This window comes from Actinomadura livida (assembly GCF_014648675.1).
Taxonomy (GTDB): domain Bacteria; phylum Actinomycetota; class Actinomycetes; order Streptosporangiales; family Streptosporangiaceae; genus Spirillospora; species Spirillospora livida.
Genome location: NZ_BMRO01000011.1, coordinates 87,329 through 107,477 on the forward strand (window position 1 = coordinate 87,329; position 20,149 = coordinate 107,477).

Sequence of the window (20,149 nt, forward strand, 5' to 3'; positions counted from 1 at the left end):
GGGTCGGAGCATAACGGCCCGATCTTCCAGAGTCGATGGAGACGGCGAAAGGCCCCGGTCGCCGGATCGGGGCCTCGCTCAAAGGGTGAGTAAGGGGACTTGAACCCCGACGTCTTGGACCACGACAGGGGCCGCGGAAAGCGTGCCGCGCCGCGTGACCTGTGCCGACGGGCAGCGTGAGATGCCCGTCAGGTGAAGCGCCAGCGGGTGGGCATGAAGTCCGCCGCCGACGGCAGGGCGAACACCTTGCTCGGCCGGATCTGGTAGACGCGGTATGGGGGGCCGCCAGAGGTCGGCGCGCCGTAGTCGGCGTCGAGTTCGGCGTCGGCGATCGTGGTCGGCCACCCGTAGACCCGCTCGAACGCGCCGGAGGCGCGCGTGAGCGTCTCCTCATCCAGGACCTGGCTCGCCTCGCCCTCGACGATCAGATGCGCGCCTTCGACGTCGGTGGACAGGACGCAGCGCCCATCCGCGTCTAGGTTGCGGCTCTTGCGCGCGGTGGCCTTGGACGCGATGAACAGAACCGACTCCGACCACACACCGAAAACAGGCATGACGTGCGGTGCCCCGTCCGGGCGCACCGTCGCCAGCCAGCGCCAGCCGTCCCGGGTGAAGCGGCGCTCCACCTCGGACCAGTCCAGGACATCGGCCCCGGGTGTCACGTCGGTGCCCTTGCCGGTGGGTGTGAGCGCCTCTGCCACCGGTGCTCGCTGTGCCATGCTGCCTCCCCCGTCCACAACTGCTTACTTTTCAACAGCAGTTGAGCCTACGGTAGAGTGCTTCAGAAAAGCAACCAGTGTGTCAAAGGAAGCATGAATGGCAGCCGCGAACCGCTCCGAATGTCCGGTCAACCTGGCGGTCGAGGTGCTCGGGGACCGCTGGTCACTGCTGGTCCTCCGCGACATCATGTTCGCCGGCAAGCGGCACTACCGAGAGCTGCTCGCCTCGGACGAGGGCATCTCGACGAAGGTCCTCGCCGAACGCCTTCGCAGCCTCACCGACGCCGGGTTGCTCACCAGAAGCGAGGACCCCGCCCACAAGCAGAAGGTGATCTACAGCCTCACCGAGCGCTCCATCGCCCTGGTTCCCGTGCTCGTCCAGCTCGGCGTCTGGGGGCATCGCGAACTGGGTGCCGACGATCGGCTCAGTCGCCACGCCGAGACGCTCGACCAGGGCGGGCGACCGCTGCGGGAGGCTTTCATGGACGACCTCAGGGAGGCCCACCTCGGTGCGCGGGCGCGTCACCGCGCTCGCGGCGAGCGGCCGGCACTCCAACTCACGGACTGAAGGCACCGTGCTCAAGCCCGCGGAAGTAGAAGATCACTCCCAGATTGCTCCCAGAATCGGACATCCGAGCGCGGGAGCCTGGCGTAGGACGCAGAGACGCCCTGGTCATCCTTGCGGTGACCAGGGCGTCTGCTGTTTCTAGCCTGGGGTGAGTGAGGGGACTTGAACCCCCGACATCTTGGACCACAACCAAGTGCTCTGCCAGCTGAGCTACACCCACCGTGGCCGGGAACGCACCCGGCTCCCAGTAGTGTAGCGGCTCCGGAGGCGTGGGTCAGCCTGAGGCGACCTTGGCGGCGACGGCGCGGGCGGTCTCGGAGTCCGGGCCGGGCTGGGGGACGAAGACGGCGGCGCGGTAGTAGCGCAGTTCCTGGATGCTCTCGGTGATGTCGGCGAGGGCCCGGTGGCCGCCCTTTTTCTCGGGGCTGGCGAAGTAGACGCGCGGATACCAGCGGCGGGCCAGTTCTTTGATGGACGAGACGTCCACCATCCGGTAGTGCAAGTGGCCGTCGAGGGTCGGCATGTCGCGGGCGAGGAACGAGCGGTCCGTCGCGATGGAGTTGCCGCAGAGGGGGGCTTTCTTGGCTTCCTTGACGTGGCCCTTGATGTATTTGAGGACGGTGTCCTCGGCCTCGGCGAGGGTGACGCCGCCGGGGAGGGCCTCCAGGAGGCCGGACGTCGTGTGCATGTCGCGGACGACCTGCGACATCTGCGCGATGGACTCCTGCGGGGGCTTGATGACGACGTCGACGCCCTCGTCGAGGATGTTGAGCTCGCTATCGGTGACCAGTGCGGCTATCTCGATGAGCGCGTCGTTGCGCAGGTCGAGTCCAGTCATCTCGCAGTCAATCCAGACCAGCCGCTCGTTCATGTGCTTCACCCTACGGCCATGGACGACTGCGCGGGGCACTGAGCCATATCGAATCAGGAGGTCACACGGTGGGAGATGTGGCCAGGAACGGCAATGCCGGGACGCAGGGCAGGGTCGGGGGACGGGGCGCCGAAAGTCTGGTGGACGGGGAGGACGCCCGCCCATAGGTCGAGCGCGTAGTCCTCGTCGTCGTCGCTCGGGGGACCCTGGCGGATCTTGACGGACGCCTCCTCCAGCGGGATCGCCAGGACCGAGGTGGCCGCGAGTTCCTTGCGGGTGGGCAGGCGCGCCACGTCCCATTGGCCGGGGGCCAGTCGCTCAGTGATGGCGCGGATGCCCGCCAGCTTCTCGTCCGGGTCGGTGAGGCTCCGGGGCGTCCCGAAGATGACGGCGCTGCGGTAGTTGACGGAGTGGTGGAACAGGGACCGGGCGATGACGATCCCGTCGAGGTGGGTGACGGTCACGCAGACGTCCTGGGACGGCCCGGCCATCAGGCTGCTCGCCCCCGTCGAGCCGTGGACGTAGAGGGTGTCGCCGAGTCGCCCGTAGCCGGTGGGGAGCACGCGGGGCGAGCCGTCGACGATCAGGCCGAGGTGGCAGATCAGGCCGGCGTCGAGGATCTCGTAGAGGACGGAGCGGTCGCTGCGGCCGCGGTCGGGGTTTCTGCCCAGCCGGGTCCGGCCGGTCGTGGAGAGTGCGGTCATGGACGTTTACGCTAGGAACAGAGTGGCCTGGCCGGTAGGGCCACTTAGTGCGGATATCGGGAGACCACTTTGTCGGTAGACCTGCCCCTCACCGTCGACCGGGACGCCGGCCTGCCGCTGAGCGCCCAGCTCGTCGCCCAGTTGCGCGCCGCGATGGGGGAGGGGCGGCTGGCCGCCGGTGAGCGGCTGCCCGCGAGCCGGGCGCTGGCCGGGGTCCTCGGGGTGAGCCGCACGGTCGTGACCGAGGCGTACGAGCAGTTGTACGCGGAGGGCTGGCTGGAAGGCCGCCACGGGTCGGGGACGTACGTGACCGAAGGCGTCGCCGCCCCGCCCGCACTCGACCCAGGCCCGGTCACGATCGAGACGGTGTTCAGGACGGCGGGCCCAGGCGAGATCGACCTGAGGCCAGGTGCCGCCTGGGTCGGGGCACTCGACACCCCTGCGTGGCGGCGCGCGTGGCGCATCGCGTCAGGGATGCCGCCCGAGCAGCGCCAGGACCCGCACGGCCTGCCCGGGCTCCGTGTCGCGCTGGCCGACTACATTCGGCGCAGCCGAGGGGTGGCGTGCCGTGCGGACGGGCTCCTTGTCACGCGGGGCGCGACGAACGGGCTCGATCTGCTGGCGGCGACGGTCCTGCGTCCGGGCGACCGGGTCGGGGTGGAGGAGCCCGGGTACCGGCGGGCGCGGGCCGTGCTGGCCGGGCGCGGCGCCGAGCTGGTGCCCTGCCCGGTCGACGAGCACGGCCTCATCGTCGACGGCCTGCCCGACGGCCTGCGCCTCGTCTACACGACGCCCTCGCACCAGTTCCCGATGGGCGGCGTCCTGCCGGTGCCGCGCCGCCAGGCCCTGCTGGCGTGGGCGCGGCGCAACGGGGCGCTCGTCGCCGAGGACGACTACGACGGCGAGTTCCGCTACGACGTCGCGCCGCTGCCCGCCCTCTACGGCCTGGACCCGGACGTCGTGGTCTACCTCGGCACGACCGCCAAGATCCTCACCGCGGACCTGGCGGTCGGCTGGCTCGTGGCCCGTCCCGGCCTGGTGGGGCGGATCGCGCGGTGCCGCAGGGAGCTGAACGACCGGACGGCGGTCGTGCCGCAGGACGCGCTGCGGCTCCTCCTGGAACGCGGGGACGTGGACCGGCACGTCCGCCGGATGCGCGCGGAGTACGCGCGGCGCCGCGACGTGGTCGTCCAGGCGCTGGACGGGCTGCCGCTGCGCGGCGACACGGCCGGGCTGCACCTCGTGGCGGACGTCCCGGCGGAGGTGGCGGGACGGATCGTCCGGGCGGCGCGGGAGCGGGGCGTGCTGGTGGAGACGCTCGACCGCCATCACGCGGGCGCGCCGCGGGCGTCCGGCCTGGTGATCGGGTACGGCTCGGCCGCGAGCCGCGCGCAGCTCCGGAAGGGCTGCGAGATCGTCCGCCGGCTCGCGCGGGCGGGCTGAGCCGGAGACGGGGGGACGACCGGGAAAAGGAGGGTCAGTTGGACATCGCGGACGACGGCCCGACCGGAACGGGTTCCGGGGCCGGGTGCAGCGGAGCGGGACGCCCCGACGGCGGATCGGTCTGCGGCGGGCGGACCGGCTCCTGCGGGCGCGGCGGCCGCGGAAGAAGGTGCGGCGGGGTCGCGCCCTCGGAGAGGGGCGCGCGCGGCTTCGGGATGGGGGCGACCGGGGTGTCGGGCCCGGTGATGCGGCGGATGTCGATGGCGCCGGGGTCCGGGCGGTCGACGAGCGGCACCTGGGACGCCCCGTAGTGCCCGCCGCGCGCCCAGTCCTTGCGGCCGCGCCGCGCGTGGTACGACTGCGGCGACGGCAGCGGCGGCCCGGCGGGCCAGCGGCGCGGGACGCCCCACGTGTCCAGCCACTGGACGATCGCGTCGACGCCGGTGAGCAGCGTGCCGGTGAACGGCGCCCGGGACTGGCCGACGACCATGATCTGCACGCAGACGCGGCCCTCCCGGCCGACGCGCCCGCCGAGCAGCCGGGCGGCGCGGGTGACGGGCAGGAGCTGGACGATGTCGCCGGTGCCGGGATGCCAGACCAGGTGCGGCGGCCGGTCGTCCTTCAGGAGGTCGGCGGCCGCCGAGCGGGCGGAGACGGTGCGCGGATCGTGCTCGCCGACGCACCAGACGACCCGGGGAGCACCTCCTCGCAGAGCTCCGCCGTCCTGTCGCGCCGGCATGCGGCCGGCTCCCGGCAGCCATGCGTCTGCCACGGTGTGTCCCCCCCAATCGGGCGGTCTAGTCCCGAATGGTCTAGTCCTACTCTCATAGCCCAGCAGGACGTATAAAGTCCAGCCTGCCGTCATGGGCCGGGAATGACGGCTCTGACCTCCGGGCGAGGTAGGTGCACACTGCTCGGCTGTCGTCGCAGACCCGTACCCCGGGGCTCCTCCGCTTGCACCTGGCGTTCTCGTTCTCCTCTGGGAGTCTCAGCCAATCGGCCGTTCTCCGGCGGATGCCGGGGCGTCGTCGCAGGTCAGCGGCATGCTGGACGCCCGGTGAAGCCTCCCTGCAAATCGGCCGGAAGTGGCCGGAGTGTTTCACCGCGCGGACGGCAGGTACCCGGGTGGGGTTCACAGCATGGACCGAGTCGCGTTCTAATAGGGCGTCATGACCGTTGACGCAGAGCTTCCCTCCGGGGTCCCCGGCATCGACGTCCCCCGCCTGGCGGACTGGCTCGCCCGCGAGTTGCCCGGTACGGGACGCATCGGCGCGATCGACCTGATCGCCGGCGGCCGCTCGAACCTCACCTACGGGATCACCCTGGACGGCGGCCGCCGCATCGTGCTGCGCAGGCCGCCGCTCGGGCACGTCCTTCCGACGGCCCACGACATGGGACGCGAGTACCGCGTGCTGACCGCGCTCGGCGACGGCACGGCGGTCCCGGTGCCGCGGACGCTGGCGTTCTGCGACGACGAGGACGTCATCGGCGCGCGCTTCTACCTCATGGACTACGTCGAGGGGCGCGTCCTGCGGAACCGCGAGGACGCCGACGGCATGACGCCCGAGCAGGCGCGGGGCCTCAGCGAGGCGCTGGCGGAGGCGCTCGCCGCCATCCACACCGTCGACGTGAAGGCCGTCGGCCTGGAGGACTTCGGCCGGCCGAGCGGCTACATGGCGCGGCAGCTCAAGCGCTGGGGCAAGCAGTGGGACGGCTCCCAGGAGGCCATCCGCGCCACCGGCACCACCCGTGACCTGCCCGAGTACGACCGGCTCGTGGCCAGGCTCGCCGACCGGCTGCCGGCCGACGCTCCGGCGCGCCTCGTCCACGGCGACTTCCGGCTCGACAACGCGCTCGCGAGGCTGGAGCCCAAGCCGGAGATCGCCGCCGTGGTCGACTGGGAGATGTCGACGCTCGGCGACCCGCTGTCCGACCTCGGGCTGACGCTCGTCTACTGGGCCGAGGCCGCCGACGCCGACAAGCTGCCCGTCGGCGCCACGATCACCTCGGCGCCGGGCTTCTACACCCGGAGCGAGTTCATCGGGCGGTACGCGGAGCTGACCGGCTACGACCTCGCCGACCTCGACTTCTACGTCGCGTTCGCCTGCTTCAAACTCGCGGTGATCCTTGAGGGCATCCACGCGCGCTTCCTGCAGAAGGCGACCGTCGGCGAGGGGTTCGACCAGATCGGCGCCGGCGTCCCCGTCCTGCTGAACCGGGCGCACCGCACCCTGGACACCGGCACCATCTGAGGACACCGGCACCATCTGACGGACACCGGCACCATCTGACCGCGACGAGCTGAGCGGGGCGCCCCCGGAGGGGGCGCCTCAGCAGTACGAGACGCGGGCGGAGCCGCCCGGCGAGAAGGAGACCGACCCGGTCCTGCCGCCGAAGCAGAACACGTTCGTGCGGCGGACGGTCACGCTCGCGGACGCGCCGGCCGCCAGGCGCCCGGCCCCGCCCGCGGTCAACTCACCGGACGTGCCGGTCACCCGCCAGGTCACAGCCCCGCCCACGGCGGTGATCCGGATGGAGCACGACTCGCGGGTGCCCATGCCGCAGCCATCCACCGACAGTTCGCCGCGCTTCGGGGGCTCGGGCTCGTCGGTGTCCGACGGCGGCGGCCGCAGCGGCGGCCGGGTCGTCGCCGTCCGGGTCGGCGTGGCGGTCGGCGAGGGCGTCTTCGACGGCGACTTCGTCCGGGTCGGGGACGGCGACGTGACCGTGGGCGACGGGTCGGTCGGCGTCGGCTCGGGCTGCCCCGAGGGCACCGGCTCGCTGCTGTCGGCGGCCGCCGGGCCTCCCGCGGACGTGCTCGTCCCGTCGCCGCCGAACGCCGACACCGCCCCCGCCGACAGCACCACGACTCCGACCGCCACGGCCAGGGCCGCGACGAGGGGGCCGCGCCGCCGGGCCGGGCGCTCGCGGACGCGCGTCGGCGTCGGCTGGTAGGGGAGCGGCCAGCCGTACTCGTCGAATGGCTCGGTCCAAGCGGCGATGGCGCGGCGGTTGCCCGCGCGGTCCTCGGCGGTCGCGGCGGTCAGCACGTCGAGCCGCAGGTCCGCGGGGATCGCCGCGATCGGCAGCACCGACAGCAGCCGGTCGGGCGGCAGCGGCGGCGTCTGGCGCTCCGCGCACGCCGGGCAGTTCGCCACGTGGCGCACGAGCGCCGCCGCGGCCTGCGGGGGCAGCGGCCACGACTCGGTCAGCGCCCCCACGCCGGGGCAGTCCTCCCAGTGGTTCTGCGCGATGAGGGCCGCGTGCAGCGAGGCGGCGAGGTCCTCGCGGGTCCGCTCGACGAGCGCGAGCGTCTCCTCCAGCGGGATCCCGAGGATGCCGCACAGGTCGACCTCGTCCAGCTCGTGCCGCACCAGCAGGTCGATCGCCTCGCGCTGCCGCCCGTTGAGCGCGGCCAGCGCGCTGTGCGCGAGGAGCCGGCGCTCCTCGCGCCGGACGAGCTGCTCCTGGGTCAGCTCGTCGTCGGCTTCGGGCGCCTCCTGCCCGGTGTGCCGGTTGGGGCTGTCGCGGCGCCGCATCGCCTCCTTGCGGGCGATCGCGTACATCCAGCCGCGCAGCCGCTCCGGCTCGGTGAGCCGGTCGATGTGCTCGCGGGCCGCGATGAAGGCGTTGCGCAGTGCCCCGGCCGCCTCCACGCGGTCGCGGAGCAGCCCGTGGCAGTAGTCGTAGAGGAACGGCGCGTAGGTGTCGTAGACCTCGGTCAGCGCGATGACGTCCCCGGCCCGCAGCGCGTTCGCCAGCCTGACGTCGTCGTTCTGCCCGGGCCCTGGCTCACCGGCCACGGGAACCCTCCCAGTCGAATTCGGTGTCGTCGGTCAAACCCCCGGGGAGCGCCGACGCCTGCCGGCCCGCTCTGGTTGCCTGATCTTGCCACCAAGTCGCTGAGATTTCTCCCGGACGCGGTGAAGTCCGTGACGGAATCGGTACACATTGTGGCCGTTTGGCCTAGTCGACCAGCTTTCGGTCCTACAAAATGTGATATAGATCACGTTTTAGGATCAGCGGCCTGGGCCGCCCCCGTCGTTGCCTCCGCCTCCTCCGCACGTCCAAGACACAGCTCTGCTGGTCCCGCCCGGGGAGAAAGTAACGGCTCCGACGCCCTCCCCTTCGCAATTCGGGGCGAGACGTACCGTGGCGACGCCCGGCTGGCCATTGGACAGCGTGCCGCCTCCGTTCGCGCTGAGGGGCGCCCCGGCCGATGCCGACCAGCTGACAGGTCCGCCGACGGCGCGCACTGGGAACACGCATGAGTCGGCAGGGCCGCTGAGATTGCAGGCCCCGCCGCCGACCTGCAGGGTTCCGGTGCTCGGGCGCGTCGTGCTCGGCCGCGGGCTGGACGGCCGGGCCGACCGCGTCCGGGTCGGCGTCGGCGTCGGGGTCGTCGTGGACGGGGTGGGCGTCGGAGTGCTGCTCTCCGTGGGCGTCGGTGACTCCGTGGGCTCCTCGGACTCGCTCGGCGTGGCCGAGTCGGGCGCCGACGTGGCGGGCCCGGGGGAGTCCTGGGCCTCCGTCCCGCCGGTGGGCGAGCCCGGCATGATGAAGAACGCCCCCGCCACGATCAGCACCACGGCGGCGACGGCGGCGAGCACGGGCCAGAGCGCGCGCGGGGCACCCCGGCGGGGACCGGCTTGCGCCGGCGTCTCGTCCTCGTCGATCGGCCAGCCCCAGGTGTCGAACGGCCCGGCCTGGTAGGCGATGTGGTCCAGGTCGCCGGCCAGTGACGGATCGGTGGCGGTGGCCATGACGTGGCCGCGCAGGTCGGTCGGCATCGTCGCGACGGGCATCACCTGCAGCAGCCGCGCCGCGGACAGCGGCCGGTCGCGCTGCGGCGCGCACGCCGGGCACGACTCCATGTGCCCGGCCAGCGAGCGGACGGCCGGGGGCGGGAGCGGCCAGCCGCCCTCGTCCGCGATCGCCGCCGCCTCCGGGCAGCCGCCGCCGTTCCGCACGATGTGCGCGGCGGTGAGCGCGGCGTCGAGGCGGGCGCGGGCCCGGCCGGTCAGGTCGGCGGCCTCGTGCGCGTCCATGCCGAGGACGCCGCCGACCTCCCCGGCGTCCAGGCCGTGCCGCAGCATGAGGTCCAGCGCCTCGCGCTCGCGCCCGCGCAGGGCCGCCAGGCCGCTGTGGACGAGCTGGCGCACCTCCAGCCGCTTGGCGAGTTCCGCGCCGTCCAGGAAGCCCTCCTCGACCTCCGGGGCCTCGTGCCGCTCGGCGGGCCGCTCCGGGTCGCGGAGGCGCCGCATGGACTCCTTGCGGACGAGCGCGTACAGCCAGCCGCGGAAGCGGTCGGGCTCGCGCAGGACCGGCACGTGCGCGTAGGCGGCGATGAGCGCGTCGTGGAGCGCGCCCGCCGCCTGCTCCTGGTCGCGCAGCAGCGCGTGGCAGTAGTCGTACAGGCGGGCCGCGTAGCGGTCCATGACCTGGATGAGCGCGCTCGCGTCCCCCGCGGCCAGAGTCCGCGCCAGGCGCTCGTCGTCGGCGCGATCGAAACTGGGCCAACCGGACACAAGGTCCTCCCGCGGGCTGTGTTCAGATTCCTCGTCCGCGTCGTCGGGGACGTCTGGAAGATCCGATTGGGAGCTTATGCGCTCCTCCGTCGCCGGTGGGCGGCGGAGTGCCGTTTCGCCCGGTGCTCCGGGCGACCCCCTGATCGGCCGGCCGTCCGAGACGGCTCGCTTCCCCGTCACGGGCCAGGGAGGGAAGGCGGTCGGAGGCCCGACGGCCCCGCTCCCCGTCGGGCCTCCACCAGGTTGGACGGCCGGGTGCGGCCCTTGGTTGACACGGAACTCCAGGAAAAATCAAGAACTACCTGACGCATCCGGATGATCACGTTTGGCTGATCATCCGGATGCGTCATGGGGTGCCGGTCACTGGATGTTGCGGGTCACTGGATGCGGCGGGACAGCGCCTTGAGGAAGATCTTCTTGATCTCCTCCGGGGTCTGCGCGACCTGGACGGTGCCGTTGGTCGCGTCCGCGATCTGCTGCAGCTCGTTGACGTCCACGCCCTGGCCGAACCCGATCATGTTGACCTGGATCGGCTTGTTCGGGTCCTGCATGCTCTTGAGCTTGTCGAGCGTGGTCTTGAGCGAGGGGCCGCCGTCGTCGTCGTTCTTCCCGTCCGTCAGCAGCAGGATCGAGTTGCCGAACTCCGGCTTGTAGGTGTCGTTCATCATCTTGTACGCGGCGAGCATCGTCCGGTACAGCCCGGTGTCGCCGTTCGGCTTCGGCTGCATCGAGTTGAGCGTCGACAGGACGAGGCCGCGCCGGGTGTTGGACCCGATCCGCTCGCCCAGCGGGCCGATGGGGACCGACGTCTTGTAGGGGAGGTCCCCGTCCATGTTCGTCGAGAACAGCCACTGGCCGAGCTCGGTGTCGTCCGACATCATGCTCAGCCCGCCCTGCGAGATCTGGGCGATGGCCTGCAGCCGGTTGACGTTCGAGTTCGGCGCGACCTTCTCCAGCATCGAGCCGGACACGTCGAGCAGCGTCAGCATGCGCAGCCCGAGCGACAGCTTCGACCACGCCTGCATGATCTTCGCGACGTCCTCGCTCTTCGGCATCGGCAGCTGCCGCGGCCGGGCCGGGCTGACGCCGGTCTTCTGGTCGAAGCCCTCCGGCGCCTTGCCGTCCGGGGTGCGGAAGCCCATCTCGTGGACGTCGTTGCGGGTGGCCTCGGTGCTCATCGCCTTCTCCAGCAGGCGGGCGCCCCGCTGCTTAGCGGCGTCCTTGCTGGTGACGGTGAACGGGTAGTCCATCGACAGCGTGCCCTCGAGCGGGTACAGCGCGACCGCCGGCTCCTGCGGCTTGGTCCGGTTGTAGCTCCACAGCGCCTGCTCGGACGACAGGGAGATCGGCTTCTTGCCGCCGCCGCCCTTGTTGAAGGCCTCGAACTGCGCGTCGACCGAGGGGACGGTGCTCTCCCGGACGGTCCGCACGATGCCGGTGAAGATCGAGTCCCGGTTGGGGTCGTTCGCCAGCAGCGTGCTGGTGACCATCAGCGAGCCCATGCCCGCCGCGTTCCGCATCGGGTCGGGGACGACCAGCCGCACCGTGCCGGCCGGGATCATCTGGTTCTTGGTGACCGCGCCGCCCGCGGTGCCGCCGGCGGCCTTGAGGAGGTTGTCCCAGGACGGGCTGGCGGTGATGCCCTGCTTCTTCAGCTGCTCCGCGAGCGTCTGCGGCAGGCCCACCACGATCGGGCTCGTCGCCACCGAGGTCTTGGTGGGCACGACGTCGTTCTTCTTGCCGTCGCCGCCCGCCTGCGCCAGCGAGATCCACAGCGACGAGTCGGGGATCCACACGTCCGGGCGCTCGTTCGCCGCGTTCGCCACGCCCTGCCCGGAGATCAGCGTCGACACCGACGACGGCTCGACCTTCTTCACCGTGGCCCGGACGCACTTGCCGTCCGTCTCGTGCGAGCCGTCGTTGAAGCGCTTGGCGGCCTTCTCCACGACCGGCGCGATGTCGGGCGCCACCGCGACCGACAGGCTCAGCGCGTCGTCGCCGGTGCAGCCGCCGCTCTCGGCGAACGCGTACACGCCGACGCCCAGCAGCAGCGCCAGGCCCACGGCGCCGGCCATCGGCCCGATCAGCGCGGTCGCGTTGCGCTTGCGCTTGCGGCGCCCGTACTCGTAGCCGCCGGACTCGCCGCCGTAGCCACCGGAGCCGCCCGAACCGCCCGAGCCACCGGACCCGCCGGACCCGCCGCCGTAGCCGCCGGAGTCGCCCGGCCCGCCGAAGTACCCGGACGGGCCGCCGTCGGAGCTGCGGATGGAGTCGTACTCGCTGTACCCGGTCCCGGCCAGCGGAGACGAGGAGGCGCCGGGCGGCGGGCCCTGGGGGTTCCCGGACATCGGCTCCCCGGAGCGGCGGCCGCCGCCCTCCCGCGCACCGCCGTACCCGCCGCGGCCGTAGCCGGGGTGCTCGCCCGACTGGCGCGGCGTGAACCACTGCGGCGTCTCGCCGGACGCCCCCGGTGCGGCGCCCCGGACGGGCGGCGCGCCCTGCGGACCGGCCGGCGGCTGGGCCAGCGGCTGCCCCTGGCTCTCCCTGGCGCCGAACCAGTCCGAAGACCCGTCGTTGGCGGGGCCGAAGACGGGCCGGGACGGGTCGTATCCGCCCTCCCCCGCCCCATCGGGGATGTCATTGCGATGACGTCCGCTCATGGACCTGCCCTCGATTCACCAGAAACCCGCCGATGTCCCACGGCACTGTAGTAGTACGAACTAGAGGTTACAAAGAACTCAAAACTGATAATGACGCAGGTCATGAGCGTATGTCTCAACGATCCTGGCATTGCCGCCGATCACCACACCCTGCGTACGGGGCGGAACGGTACGCCGTGACGGTCTCGCGAAACCTGCACGGGCCCGCTCGCGGTTGGCCGGATCCGGACGCCCCATCCCGGTTTCAACGGCAGACTGGGCGCATGGCCCGCCTGGTTCCCGTCACCGACGCCGCCGACCCGCGCCTCACGGACTACGTCCGGCTGCGGGACGTGAACCTCCGCAAGAGCCTGGAGGCCGAGCACGGCCTGTTCGTCGCCGAGGGCGAGAAGGTGATCCGCCGCGCGATCGGCGCGGGCCACCCCGTCCGCTCCCTGCTGATGGCCCGCCGCTGGGCCGAACCCCTCGCCGACGTCCTGGACGGCCTCGACGCCCCCGTCTACCTCGCCGACGACGACGTCCTGGAGGCGACCACCGGCTTCCAGGTCCACCGCGGCGCCCTGGCGTCCCTCGAACGCCTCCCGCTCCCGTCCGTCGACACGCTCCTCACCACCGCCCGCCGCGTCATCGTCTGCGAGGACATCGTCGACCACACCAACATCGGGGCGATCTTCCGGTGTGCGGCGGCGCTCGGGGTGGACGCGGCCGTGTTGGCGCCGCGGTGCGCCGATCCCCTTTACCGGCGTGCGGTCAAGGTGTCCATGGGCGCCGTGTTCGCCCTGCCGTACGCCCGGATGGCCGACTGGCGCAACGGGCTCGGCGCGCTTCGCGAGCGCGGTTTCGAGCTCCTCGCGCTCACGCCCGCGGCCGACGCGACGCCCATCGACGAGGTGAAGGCCGCGGAGCGCAGGGCGCTGCTGCTGGGCTCGGAGGGGGACGGGCTGTCGTCGCGGTGGCTGCACGAGGCCGACCATCGCGTCCGGATACCGATGGACGGGGCGGCCCTGGCGCGCGGCGTCGACTCGCTCAACGTGGTCGCCGCCGCCGCGATCGCGTGCTACGCGCTCACCCGCTGATCACTTGCCGAACATGCCCTTGCGGGGCCGGCGGTGCGCGCCCTTCGCCCGCATGGCCGCCGCCCTGGCCGGGATGCGCCGCCTGCCCAGGCGCAGCTGCGTCAGCAGCAGGGAGAACGCAACCAGGAGCGCCGCCAGCCACGCGACCTGAGTGCTGGCCATCCGCTCGAACGTGAGGTCCTGCGCGACGGGCGCCTCGTTGCCCTGCAGCCGGCTCTGCGGCGTCAGCGCGACGCCCTGGGAAGGCGCGACCGACGGGTTCGGCGCCTGGATCGGCGGCAGCGCGACCGACGGGTCCGGGGGCGCGAACGACGAGTTCGGCTGCGGCGGGACGGCCCCGCCGTTGGAGGTGACCGAGCCGCTCCCGGATCCGCCGGAGGAGCCGCCGCTGGACCCGCCGTCACCGCCGGACGCGGAGTCGGTGGGCTTCGGCGTCTTGGACGGCTTCTTCGTCGGCGTCTTGGTCGGCGGCTTGGAGGAGCTCGGCGGCTTGGTGGTCGTCGGCGGCTTCGTCGGCGTGGGGACCACGTACTTCAGGACCGTGGTCGCGGTGGCCGGGTCGAGTTCCGCGGCGTCGACGGTGACGGTGACCGTGAACTCGGTCGTCTCCTCGGCGGCCTCTTCGGGGACGTTGACCGTCGAGCCGATCGCCCCCTCCTTGCCGGCGGCGAGGCTCTCGATGCCGCACTCGGGATCGGTGAAGGGCTCCCCGCAGTCGCCCGCGAACGTCGCCCCCTTGAGCGTCGCGGTGATCTTGGTGACCTTGACGTCGGCCAGGTCGCCGCCGACGGCCTTGACGGTCGTCGTGATCGCCACGGACTTGCCGGGGTCCACCGTGGACGCGTCCGGCGCGACGCTCACCTCGAGCGTCTCCTCCGTGGTGGGCGAGTCCGAGGGGGAGGGGGACGGCGAGTCGGCGGCGACGGCGGACGCGCCGCCGGCGGCCAGGATGGCGGCCGTGCCGAGCCCGACAAAGACCGGTTTCACCGCTGGTCGGCAGATCACTGCCGCAGCACCTCCGTCGCGTCGCCGTTGAGCGCTTCTGCCTTGCCCGGGGGGTCGGCCCCGGAAATCATGCGACCACGGATTCGCGGGGCAAATCAACCCCCGTCCGCGACTAGATCAACTCCTCGCGGACGTCCGCCACCTCCGACCTGGGAGCCCATGTCTGCCAGACTCCCTGGTCGATTCGATCGAGCCCCAGGCCCTCCGCGACGGGGGCCCGCCCGCCGGTGTACTCGACCCGCAGCCAGCTCTCGTGCTCGCCGACGATGACGAACCGCTCGCCGCGCCACTGGCACGTCGTCCGGACGTAGCGGAGGTCCTCCACCTCGGACGCGGGGACGATGCGGCGGTAGCGCCCGGGACGCAGTTCCTCGAAGCCGTCCGTCGGCCCGGGGGTGTACAGCCTGACCTCGCCGTCGGCGCCGGGCGCGGCCTCGAAGTCCCGGCCGAGCCACCGCGCGATGTACCCGTCGCGGATCACTGCGCGGCCTCCGTCCGCCCGTCCCAGGTCTCGGTGCTCGGCTCCGGCCGCAGCCAGGCGAGCCGGTCGGGGTCGTACATGGCGATGAACCGCTCCGACCGGTCCCTGCCGAGGTAGTACATCTCCGCCCCGAACGGGAGGCGGACGCTGTCCACCTTGTACTCGCGGATCGACCCGGCGCTGCCCGGCGCGAATCCGGTGCCCAGGAACGGCGGCCGCTCGATCACCCAGCCGGCGTCGCCCCACGTGGCCATCTCGTCCTCGTCCCGTCCCCCGAACGGGATCCGGTAGAGGTCGGGACAGTAGGCGGGCCACCGGATGACGTACACGCCCTCGTCGCCGGGCGTGAACGGGGAGCCCTCGTAGAGGAGGCCCAGCGCCTCGTACAACTGGACGGGCGTCTGCAGTTCGGCGACGTCGCCCGTCGAGTGGACGAACCCCCCGACCCGGTCGTAGCCCTGCTCCAGGTACCAGGCGACGTGCCCGTGCGGCACGACCTTCTGCATGATGGACGGCGACGAGACGCGGTCGTCCAGGTCGGCGGGCGGAGCCTGCGGCGCGGCCTCCGGCCCGACCTCTGGAACGGCCTCTGGAACGGCCTCTGGCACTGCCTGCGGAACGGCCTCCGGCCGCGGCGGCGGCAGCGGGACCTCCGGCCGCGCCGGGACGAGCCCGACCCGCACGGCCCAGTCGCTGAGCGCCCGCACCTGGTCACCGCGCAGGGACGCCCCTATGCGCGTCCCCGGGTTCAGGAGCATCGTCCAGTCCTCGCGGGGCCACGCGCCGATGAGCTCCCGGAAGTCCGCGTACACGAACCGGGACTCGGGCAGCACCTCGCGCAGCCTCACCAGCGACGTGAACACCTGCACCGCGCCCTCGGACCGCAGCGCCGCGTCCCAGCGGAAATCCCGCTGGACGGGCGTCACCTCAAGCGGCGCGTCCTCGGGGATCGGCACGAGGACGTTCGCGTTCAGCAGCACGCGCAGGAACGCGTCCGAGTCGCCGCTCAGCGTCGCCTCGTACAGCTCCTGGTCGATCCGGTTGCCCGGCTCGAACGCCTCCTCGGGCTCGGCCACGGCGCGCAGATCCGGCCCGCCCGGCTCGCTCTCCGGCCCCGCGTGCAGACCGTCGGCCGCAGCCGTCTCCTCCGGATGGCCCCCGGTCTCGGCCGGCGAACCATCGCCGCCCCACGGCCCGGGCAGCCCGGAAGCCCGGCCCCCGGGCGCGGCTTGGACGTCCTGTGGGCCGGGCACTCCCGGCGCGGGGGACGTCGGCGGGCCCGGATGTGCCTGTTCTTGAGGCATTGCGCCGGGCGCCGGGGCGTCGGCGGGTCCGGGTACGTCTTGACCGTCCTGCGGCCCCGGCAGTCCCGGAGCGGGAGACCCGATCGGGCCCGCTTCGGGACTGCTGTGCGGTGGACTCTCCGGCACCGGAAGACCGCCCGTCCCGTGCATGGCTTGGTCGCCCTGCGGATCAGGCAGTCCCGCAGCTGGGGGAGTCGGTGTCTCCGGTGTCGGGGTGCCGGTGGTTCCAGGCGTGGCTTGGTCGCCCCGCGGCCCCGGCGATCCCGGCGCGGGAGAAGTTGGTGTGGGGGAAGGCGGCGTGCCCGTGTAGGTGTGGTCTTGGGGGTCTGCGCCGGGCGCCGGGGTGTCGGTGGGGCCGGGGGCGGCCTGACGGTCCAGGGGGCCTGGGAGTCCCGGAGCGGGAGACCCGGCCGGGTCCGTTCCGGGGTGGCTGTGCGGTGTGCCCCCTGGTGCCGGAGCACTCTCCGTTCCGGGCGTGGCTTGTACGTCCTGCGGGCCTGGCAGCCCCGGAGCGGGGGACGGCGGCGTGCCTGCGTGGGGGTGGTCTTGAGGGGGTCTGCCTGGTTCTGGGACGTCGGGCATCCCGGATGCTTCAGCGCCCAGCGGCCCCGGAAGGCCCGGGGCGGGGGAGCCCGGCGTGCTCGTGTCGGGGTGGGTTTGTGAGGGGCTGGGCGGTCCCAGCGGGTCGCCCGGTGCTTCCGCGGGGGCGTCCTGTGCCGTTTCGTGCGGGGTGTCGGGCTCGGCGGGGACGGCGGGGGCCACCGGGACGGCGGGGGTGTCCGGGGGCGGGGGCGTGGACGCGGCGGGGGGTGTGGCACGGTCCGCCGCCGGGGGGCCGAGGGAGCGGATCTTGTCGCCGGGCATGGACGCGTCGATCGGCGTGCCGGGGTTGAGGACGAGGTTCCAGCCGGTGTCGGGCCAGGCGGCGACCATGTCCAGCAGGGTCGGCATGATGAAGCGGGACGAGCCGACGGCCTCGTTCATCCACTTGAGCGACGTGAAGATCTGGATGGACGTCCGGCCGTGGACGGGGACGGGCCGCCACGGGAAGCCGGGGTCGCCGGGCGTGATGCCCCAGGGCGTGTCCGGGTCGGCCGGGACGAGGACCTGGGCGCCGAGGAGGATCTTGAAGAAGGCGTCGGTGTCGCGGCGCCGGGCGGCCTCGAAGAGCCGGCCCTCGATGTCGTTCTGCGGTTCGAAGCCGTCCGTCATGCGCTGGGCGGCGCGCTGGTCGGCCCACGTGGCGAGGCCGGGGAGCTGCTGCGCCAGGATGGTCCCCCCGGCGGGGGAGCCGGAGTTGATCGCCAGCACCCAGTCGTGGTTCGGCCAGTAGCGCAGCGCGACGGTGAACGGCAGCTTGATGTACTCGGTGCCGGTCCCGGCGGTGCGGGCCGCCTCGACGAGGCGTTCCGGCGACGTGAAGACGGGGACGACGGTGGAGCCGTCCACCTCCCGGGTCTGCCAGGGGAAGCCGGGGCGGCCCGGGCGCATCGCGTAGTCGGTGTCGTCCGGGACGGGCAGGAGCACGTCGGTGCCGGCGAGCGTCTGCAGGAAGAGGTCGTGGTCGTTGTTGGCCGCGGCCCGCAGCAGTTCGCGTTCGACGTCGTTGGCGGGCTGGAACTCCTGCCGGGGGGACTCGCGCGGCAGGTCCCGGTGCTGGTCGCGGAGCTCCTCCCAGGGGGCGGACACGCGCCCGACCTGGGGCGGGCGGCCGTCGCCGCCGGCGACCTGGCGGACGAACCAGGCCGGCAGCCGCGCCTCGATGGGCAGGGCCGCGGGGACGCCGCGGGCGGGCGCGTCGATGGCGAGCCACCAGCGGTCGTCGGGCCACGTCTCGGCGATCTCGCCGAAGCGGACCGTCATGAAGTGCTGGTAGGACGGGCCGAGGCAGGCGCGCATCGCCGACGCCGACGTGTAGGTCAGCACGTGGACGCGGCCGTCCTCCTCCTGGGTCGGCCAGGACGGCTGCGCCTCGCCCGCGAGCATGCCGTCCACCAGGTCGGGCGGGACGGGGACGACGAGCTCGCTGTCCGCGATGAGGCGGAAGTAGCTCTCCTGGTCCCCTGCCCGCACGGTCTCCTGCAGCCGGTGTTCCAGTTCCGACGTGGGTCGCCACGCGTCGGCCACGGTCGCCACCCCCTGTTTCCTCCGTGCTCGTCCCGCGCGACTGCCTACGCTACATGGGCGAACAGGACCAAAGAGCCCCCTCGCCTGACTGTGCGGAAGAGTCCGCAGGTCAGCGTGCTGTCAGCGCCGCGAGGCCGATCGGAGGCGCCGCCGCCGGAGCGGCCGCGCGCCCCCACCGAACCCCGCCGTCCCGGGACGCGTCACAGCGAACGGGCCGAACCGCCCGAGTGCGGGAACCCCGCGAACGCGGCCGATGCGGAAACATATGCGGCACCGGTCCGTGGTCAAGGGATCCGGGCGGGGGCGAGTGGGAGGTGCGATGCGTTACGGGGTGTTGCGGGCGCTGGGCGGGGGCGCGGTGGTGCTCGGCGCGTCCGGGCTGCTCGGCGGGTGCGGGGTGGTGAGCGCCGGTCCGGACCCGGTCTGCACCGATACCAAAGAGGCGTTCCAGCAATACATGACGCAGGTCAGGAGCGCGCCCGCGGCCGATCCCGCGCAGTGGCGGCAGGCAACCGAGAAGCTCGCCGGACGCCTCGACGAGCTCGCGGAGGAGGCCGGCGACGACGACCTGGAGAAGGCCCTCACCGCCGAGGCGGACCGGCTCCGCGCCGCCGCCGCGGCCGTGGGCGGCGGCGACGTGACGCAGCTCAACACCGTCATGTCGAAGACGCCGGCCCGGATCGGCGAGGTCTGCGGGTAGCGTCCCGCAGGCCGCCGTCCGGGCGGCCGCCGTCCGGGCCGGGGCGTCAGCCGCTCGCGCCGGGACGGCCGCCGCCGCCCCCGCCCCCGCCGGAGCCGCCGCCTCCGCCGCCGTCTCCGTCGCCGTCCCCGCCACCGCCGGGTCCGCCGGGATCGTCGCCGCCGGGCCCGCCGGGCTCGGTCGGGGGCAGGGTCGGCACGCCCGTCGGGGGCGACGGGATCTCCGGCTCCTCGGGGTCGTCGGTGGGCGGCTCGTCCGGCTCGGTCGTGCGCGGCGGTTCCGACCCGTCCGGGCGGTCGTCGTCCCGCGGGCCGCCGACGCTGCCGCCCGGCCTGCTCGACGGCGCGCCGAACGACTTCGGCTCGTAGTCCTTGATGTTCACGGCGTCGGTCATGTAGGTGCGCCAGATCTGCGCGGGGAGCGCCCCGCCGTACGCGCCGTAGCCGGGGATGTCCAGCGGCTTGCCGTCGCTGCGGAACATCGCGACCGACGTGGCCAGCTGCGGGACGAAGCCGTTGAACCAGATCGCGCGGCCCTCGTCGGTCGTGCCGGTCTTGCCGGCGACGTCGCGGCCGTCGAACAGCTGCGCGGCGGTCCCGGTGCCGCCCCGGACGACCTGCTCCATCGCGTACGTCGCGTCCCGCGCGTTCTGCTGGCTGAGCGCCCGCTCGCCCTTCTCCTTGAAGGTGCGCTTGTGGTCGGCGTTGTCGGTGACGGACTTGACGACGAACGGCTCCCGGTGCACGCCCTCCGCCGCGAACGTCGCGAACACCCCCGCCTGCTGGACGGGGTGCAGCGACACGATGCCGAGCGGGAACGTCGCGGCGCTGCGCTGCTCGGGCTTCATCTGCGACTTGGGGATGCCCATCTTCTCGGCCATCTTGACGATCTTGTCGTTGCCGATGTCCTGGCCGAGGTTCACGTACGCGGTGTTGATCGAGTTCTGGGTGGCGGTGACGAGGT

Annotated in this window: 16 protein-coding genes and 1 tRNA gene; 5 read left to right on the plus strand and 12 right to left on the minus strand. The window is 72.9% G+C overall.

All coding sequences use genetic code 11. The annotated features are described in order from the left end of the window. Nucleotides 1-188 precede the first annotated feature (188 nt). Nucleotides 189-719, minus strand: a complete 531-nt coding sequence (locus IEZ03_RS25285) for a pyridoxamine 5'-phosphate oxidase family protein (RefSeq protein ID WP_184887674.1) — start codon at nt 717-719, stop codon at nt 189-191. A 97-nt stretch (nt 720-816) separates the two neighbouring features. Here IEZ03_RS25285 and IEZ03_RS25290 point away from each other — a divergent pair, with 97 nt between their 5' ends. Further along, nucleotides 817-1,287: a winged helix-turn-helix transcriptional regulator gene (locus IEZ03_RS25290; protein WP_184887672.1), complete on the plus strand. Its 471-nt coding sequence runs from the start codon at nt 817-819 to the stop codon at nt 1,285-1,287. 144 nt (nt 1,288-1,431) lie between these two features. On the opposite strand, the gene IEZ03_RS25295 is transcribed toward IEZ03_RS25290, so the two are convergent. The 3 genes from IEZ03_RS25295 to IEZ03_RS25305 all read right to left on the minus strand — a co-directional run bounded on the left by IEZ03_RS25295 (nt 1,432) and on the right by IEZ03_RS25305 (nt 2,862). Then, nucleotides 1,432-1,507: transfer RNA gene (locus IEZ03_RS25295), tRNA-His, on the minus strand. A 54-nt stretch (nt 1,508-1,561) separates the two neighbouring features. Beyond that, complete coding sequence (gene orn / locus IEZ03_RS25300) at nt 1,562-2,158, minus strand: oligoribonuclease (RefSeq protein ID WP_132049030.1); 597 nt, start codon at nt 2,156-2,158, stop codon at nt 1,562-1,564. A 53-nt stretch (nt 2,159-2,211) separates the two neighbouring features. Beyond that, on the minus strand, nt 2,212-2,862 hold the full coding sequence (locus IEZ03_RS25305; protein WP_184887670.1) for a pyridoxamine 5'-phosphate oxidase family protein: 651 nt from the start codon (nt 2,860-2,862) through the stop codon (nt 2,212-2,214). Between the two features lie 69 nt (nt 2,863-2,931). Between IEZ03_RS25305 and pdxR the strand changes: the two genes are divergently transcribed. Then, nucleotides 2,932-4,305: a MocR-like pyridoxine biosynthesis transcription factor PdxR gene (pdxR, locus tag IEZ03_RS25310; RefSeq protein WP_229808567.1), complete on the plus strand. Its 1,374-nt coding sequence runs from the start codon at nt 2,932-2,934 to the stop codon at nt 4,303-4,305. A 34-nt stretch (nt 4,306-4,339) separates the two neighbouring features. On the opposite strand, the gene IEZ03_RS25315 is transcribed toward pdxR, so the two are convergent. Next, on the minus strand, nt 4,340-5,044 hold the full coding sequence (locus IEZ03_RS25315; protein ID WP_184887668.1) for a hypothetical protein: 705 nt from the start codon (nt 5,042-5,044) through the stop codon (nt 4,340-4,342). Nucleotides 5,045-5,474: 430 nt separating this feature from the next. On the opposite strand from IEZ03_RS25315, the gene IEZ03_RS25320 reads away from it, so the two are divergent. After that, complete coding sequence (locus tag IEZ03_RS25320; protein WP_184887665.1) at nt 5,475-6,557, plus strand: phosphotransferase family protein; 1,083 nt, start codon at nt 5,475-5,477, stop codon at nt 6,555-6,557. Nucleotides 6,558-6,635: 78 nt separating this feature from the next. On the opposite strand, the gene IEZ03_RS25325 is transcribed toward IEZ03_RS25320, so the two are convergent. The 3 genes from IEZ03_RS25325 to IEZ03_RS25335 form a co-directional block, all read right to left on the minus strand. After that, on the minus strand, nt 6,636-8,108 hold the full coding sequence (locus IEZ03_RS25325) for an RNA polymerase sigma factor (RefSeq protein WP_184887663.1): 1,473 nt from the start codon (nt 8,106-8,108) through the stop codon (nt 6,636-6,638). Between the two features lie 216 nt (nt 8,109-8,324). After that, nucleotides 8,325-9,833 (minus strand): RNA polymerase sigma factor, encoded by a 1,509-nt coding sequence (locus tag IEZ03_RS25330; protein ID WP_184887661.1) that lies wholly within the window; start codon nt 9,831-9,833, stop codon nt 8,325-8,327. A gap of 377 nt (nt 9,834-10,210) precedes the next feature. Next, the gene (locus IEZ03_RS25335; protein ID WP_184887659.1) at nt 10,211-12,493 is read right to left on the minus strand and encodes a substrate-binding domain-containing protein; all 2,283 of its coding nucleotides are present in this window, start codon (nt 12,491-12,493) and stop codon (nt 10,211-10,213) included. Nucleotides 12,494-12,756: 263 nt separating this feature from the next. Between IEZ03_RS25335 and IEZ03_RS25340 the strand changes: the two genes are divergently transcribed. Further along, entirely contained in the window at nt 12,757-13,569 is an 813-nt protein-coding gene (locus tag IEZ03_RS25340; protein ID WP_184887657.1) for a TrmH family RNA methyltransferase, read from the plus strand. On the opposite strand, the gene IEZ03_RS25345 is transcribed toward IEZ03_RS25340, so the two are convergent. From IEZ03_RS25345 to IEZ03_RS25355, 3 genes are all read right to left on the minus strand, one after another. Next, the gene (locus tag IEZ03_RS25345) at nt 13,570-14,556 is read right to left on the minus strand and encodes a hypothetical protein (RefSeq protein WP_184887655.1); all 987 of its coding nucleotides are present in this window, start codon (nt 14,554-14,556) and stop codon (nt 13,570-13,572) included. 130 nt (nt 14,557-14,686) lie between these two features. Further along, the gene (locus tag IEZ03_RS25350; protein WP_132054380.1) at nt 14,687-15,055 is read right to left on the minus strand and encodes a UCP033725 family protein; all 369 of its coding nucleotides are present in this window, start codon (nt 15,053-15,055) and stop codon (nt 14,687-14,689) included. Next, nucleotides 15,052-18,495, minus strand: coding sequence for an SseB family protein (locus IEZ03_RS25355; protein WP_184887653.1), 3,444 nt, complete (start codon nt 18,493-18,495; stop codon nt 15,052-15,054). The genes IEZ03_RS25350 and IEZ03_RS25355 overlap by 4 nt, the downstream gene beginning before the upstream one ends. Before the next feature lie 310 nt (nt 18,496-18,805). Here IEZ03_RS25355 and IEZ03_RS25360 point away from each other — a divergent pair, with 310 nt between their 5' ends. Beyond that, complete coding sequence (locus IEZ03_RS25360) at nt 18,806-19,186, plus strand: DUF8711 family protein (protein WP_184887651.1); 381 nt, start codon at nt 18,806-18,808, stop codon at nt 19,184-19,186. 46 nt (nt 19,187-19,232) lie between these two features. Here IEZ03_RS25360 and IEZ03_RS25365 read toward each other — a convergent pair. Then, a partial coding sequence (locus IEZ03_RS25365) for a penicillin-binding transpeptidase domain-containing protein (protein ID WP_189241237.1) occupies nt 19,233-20,149 on the minus strand: 917 nt, incomplete at its 5' end.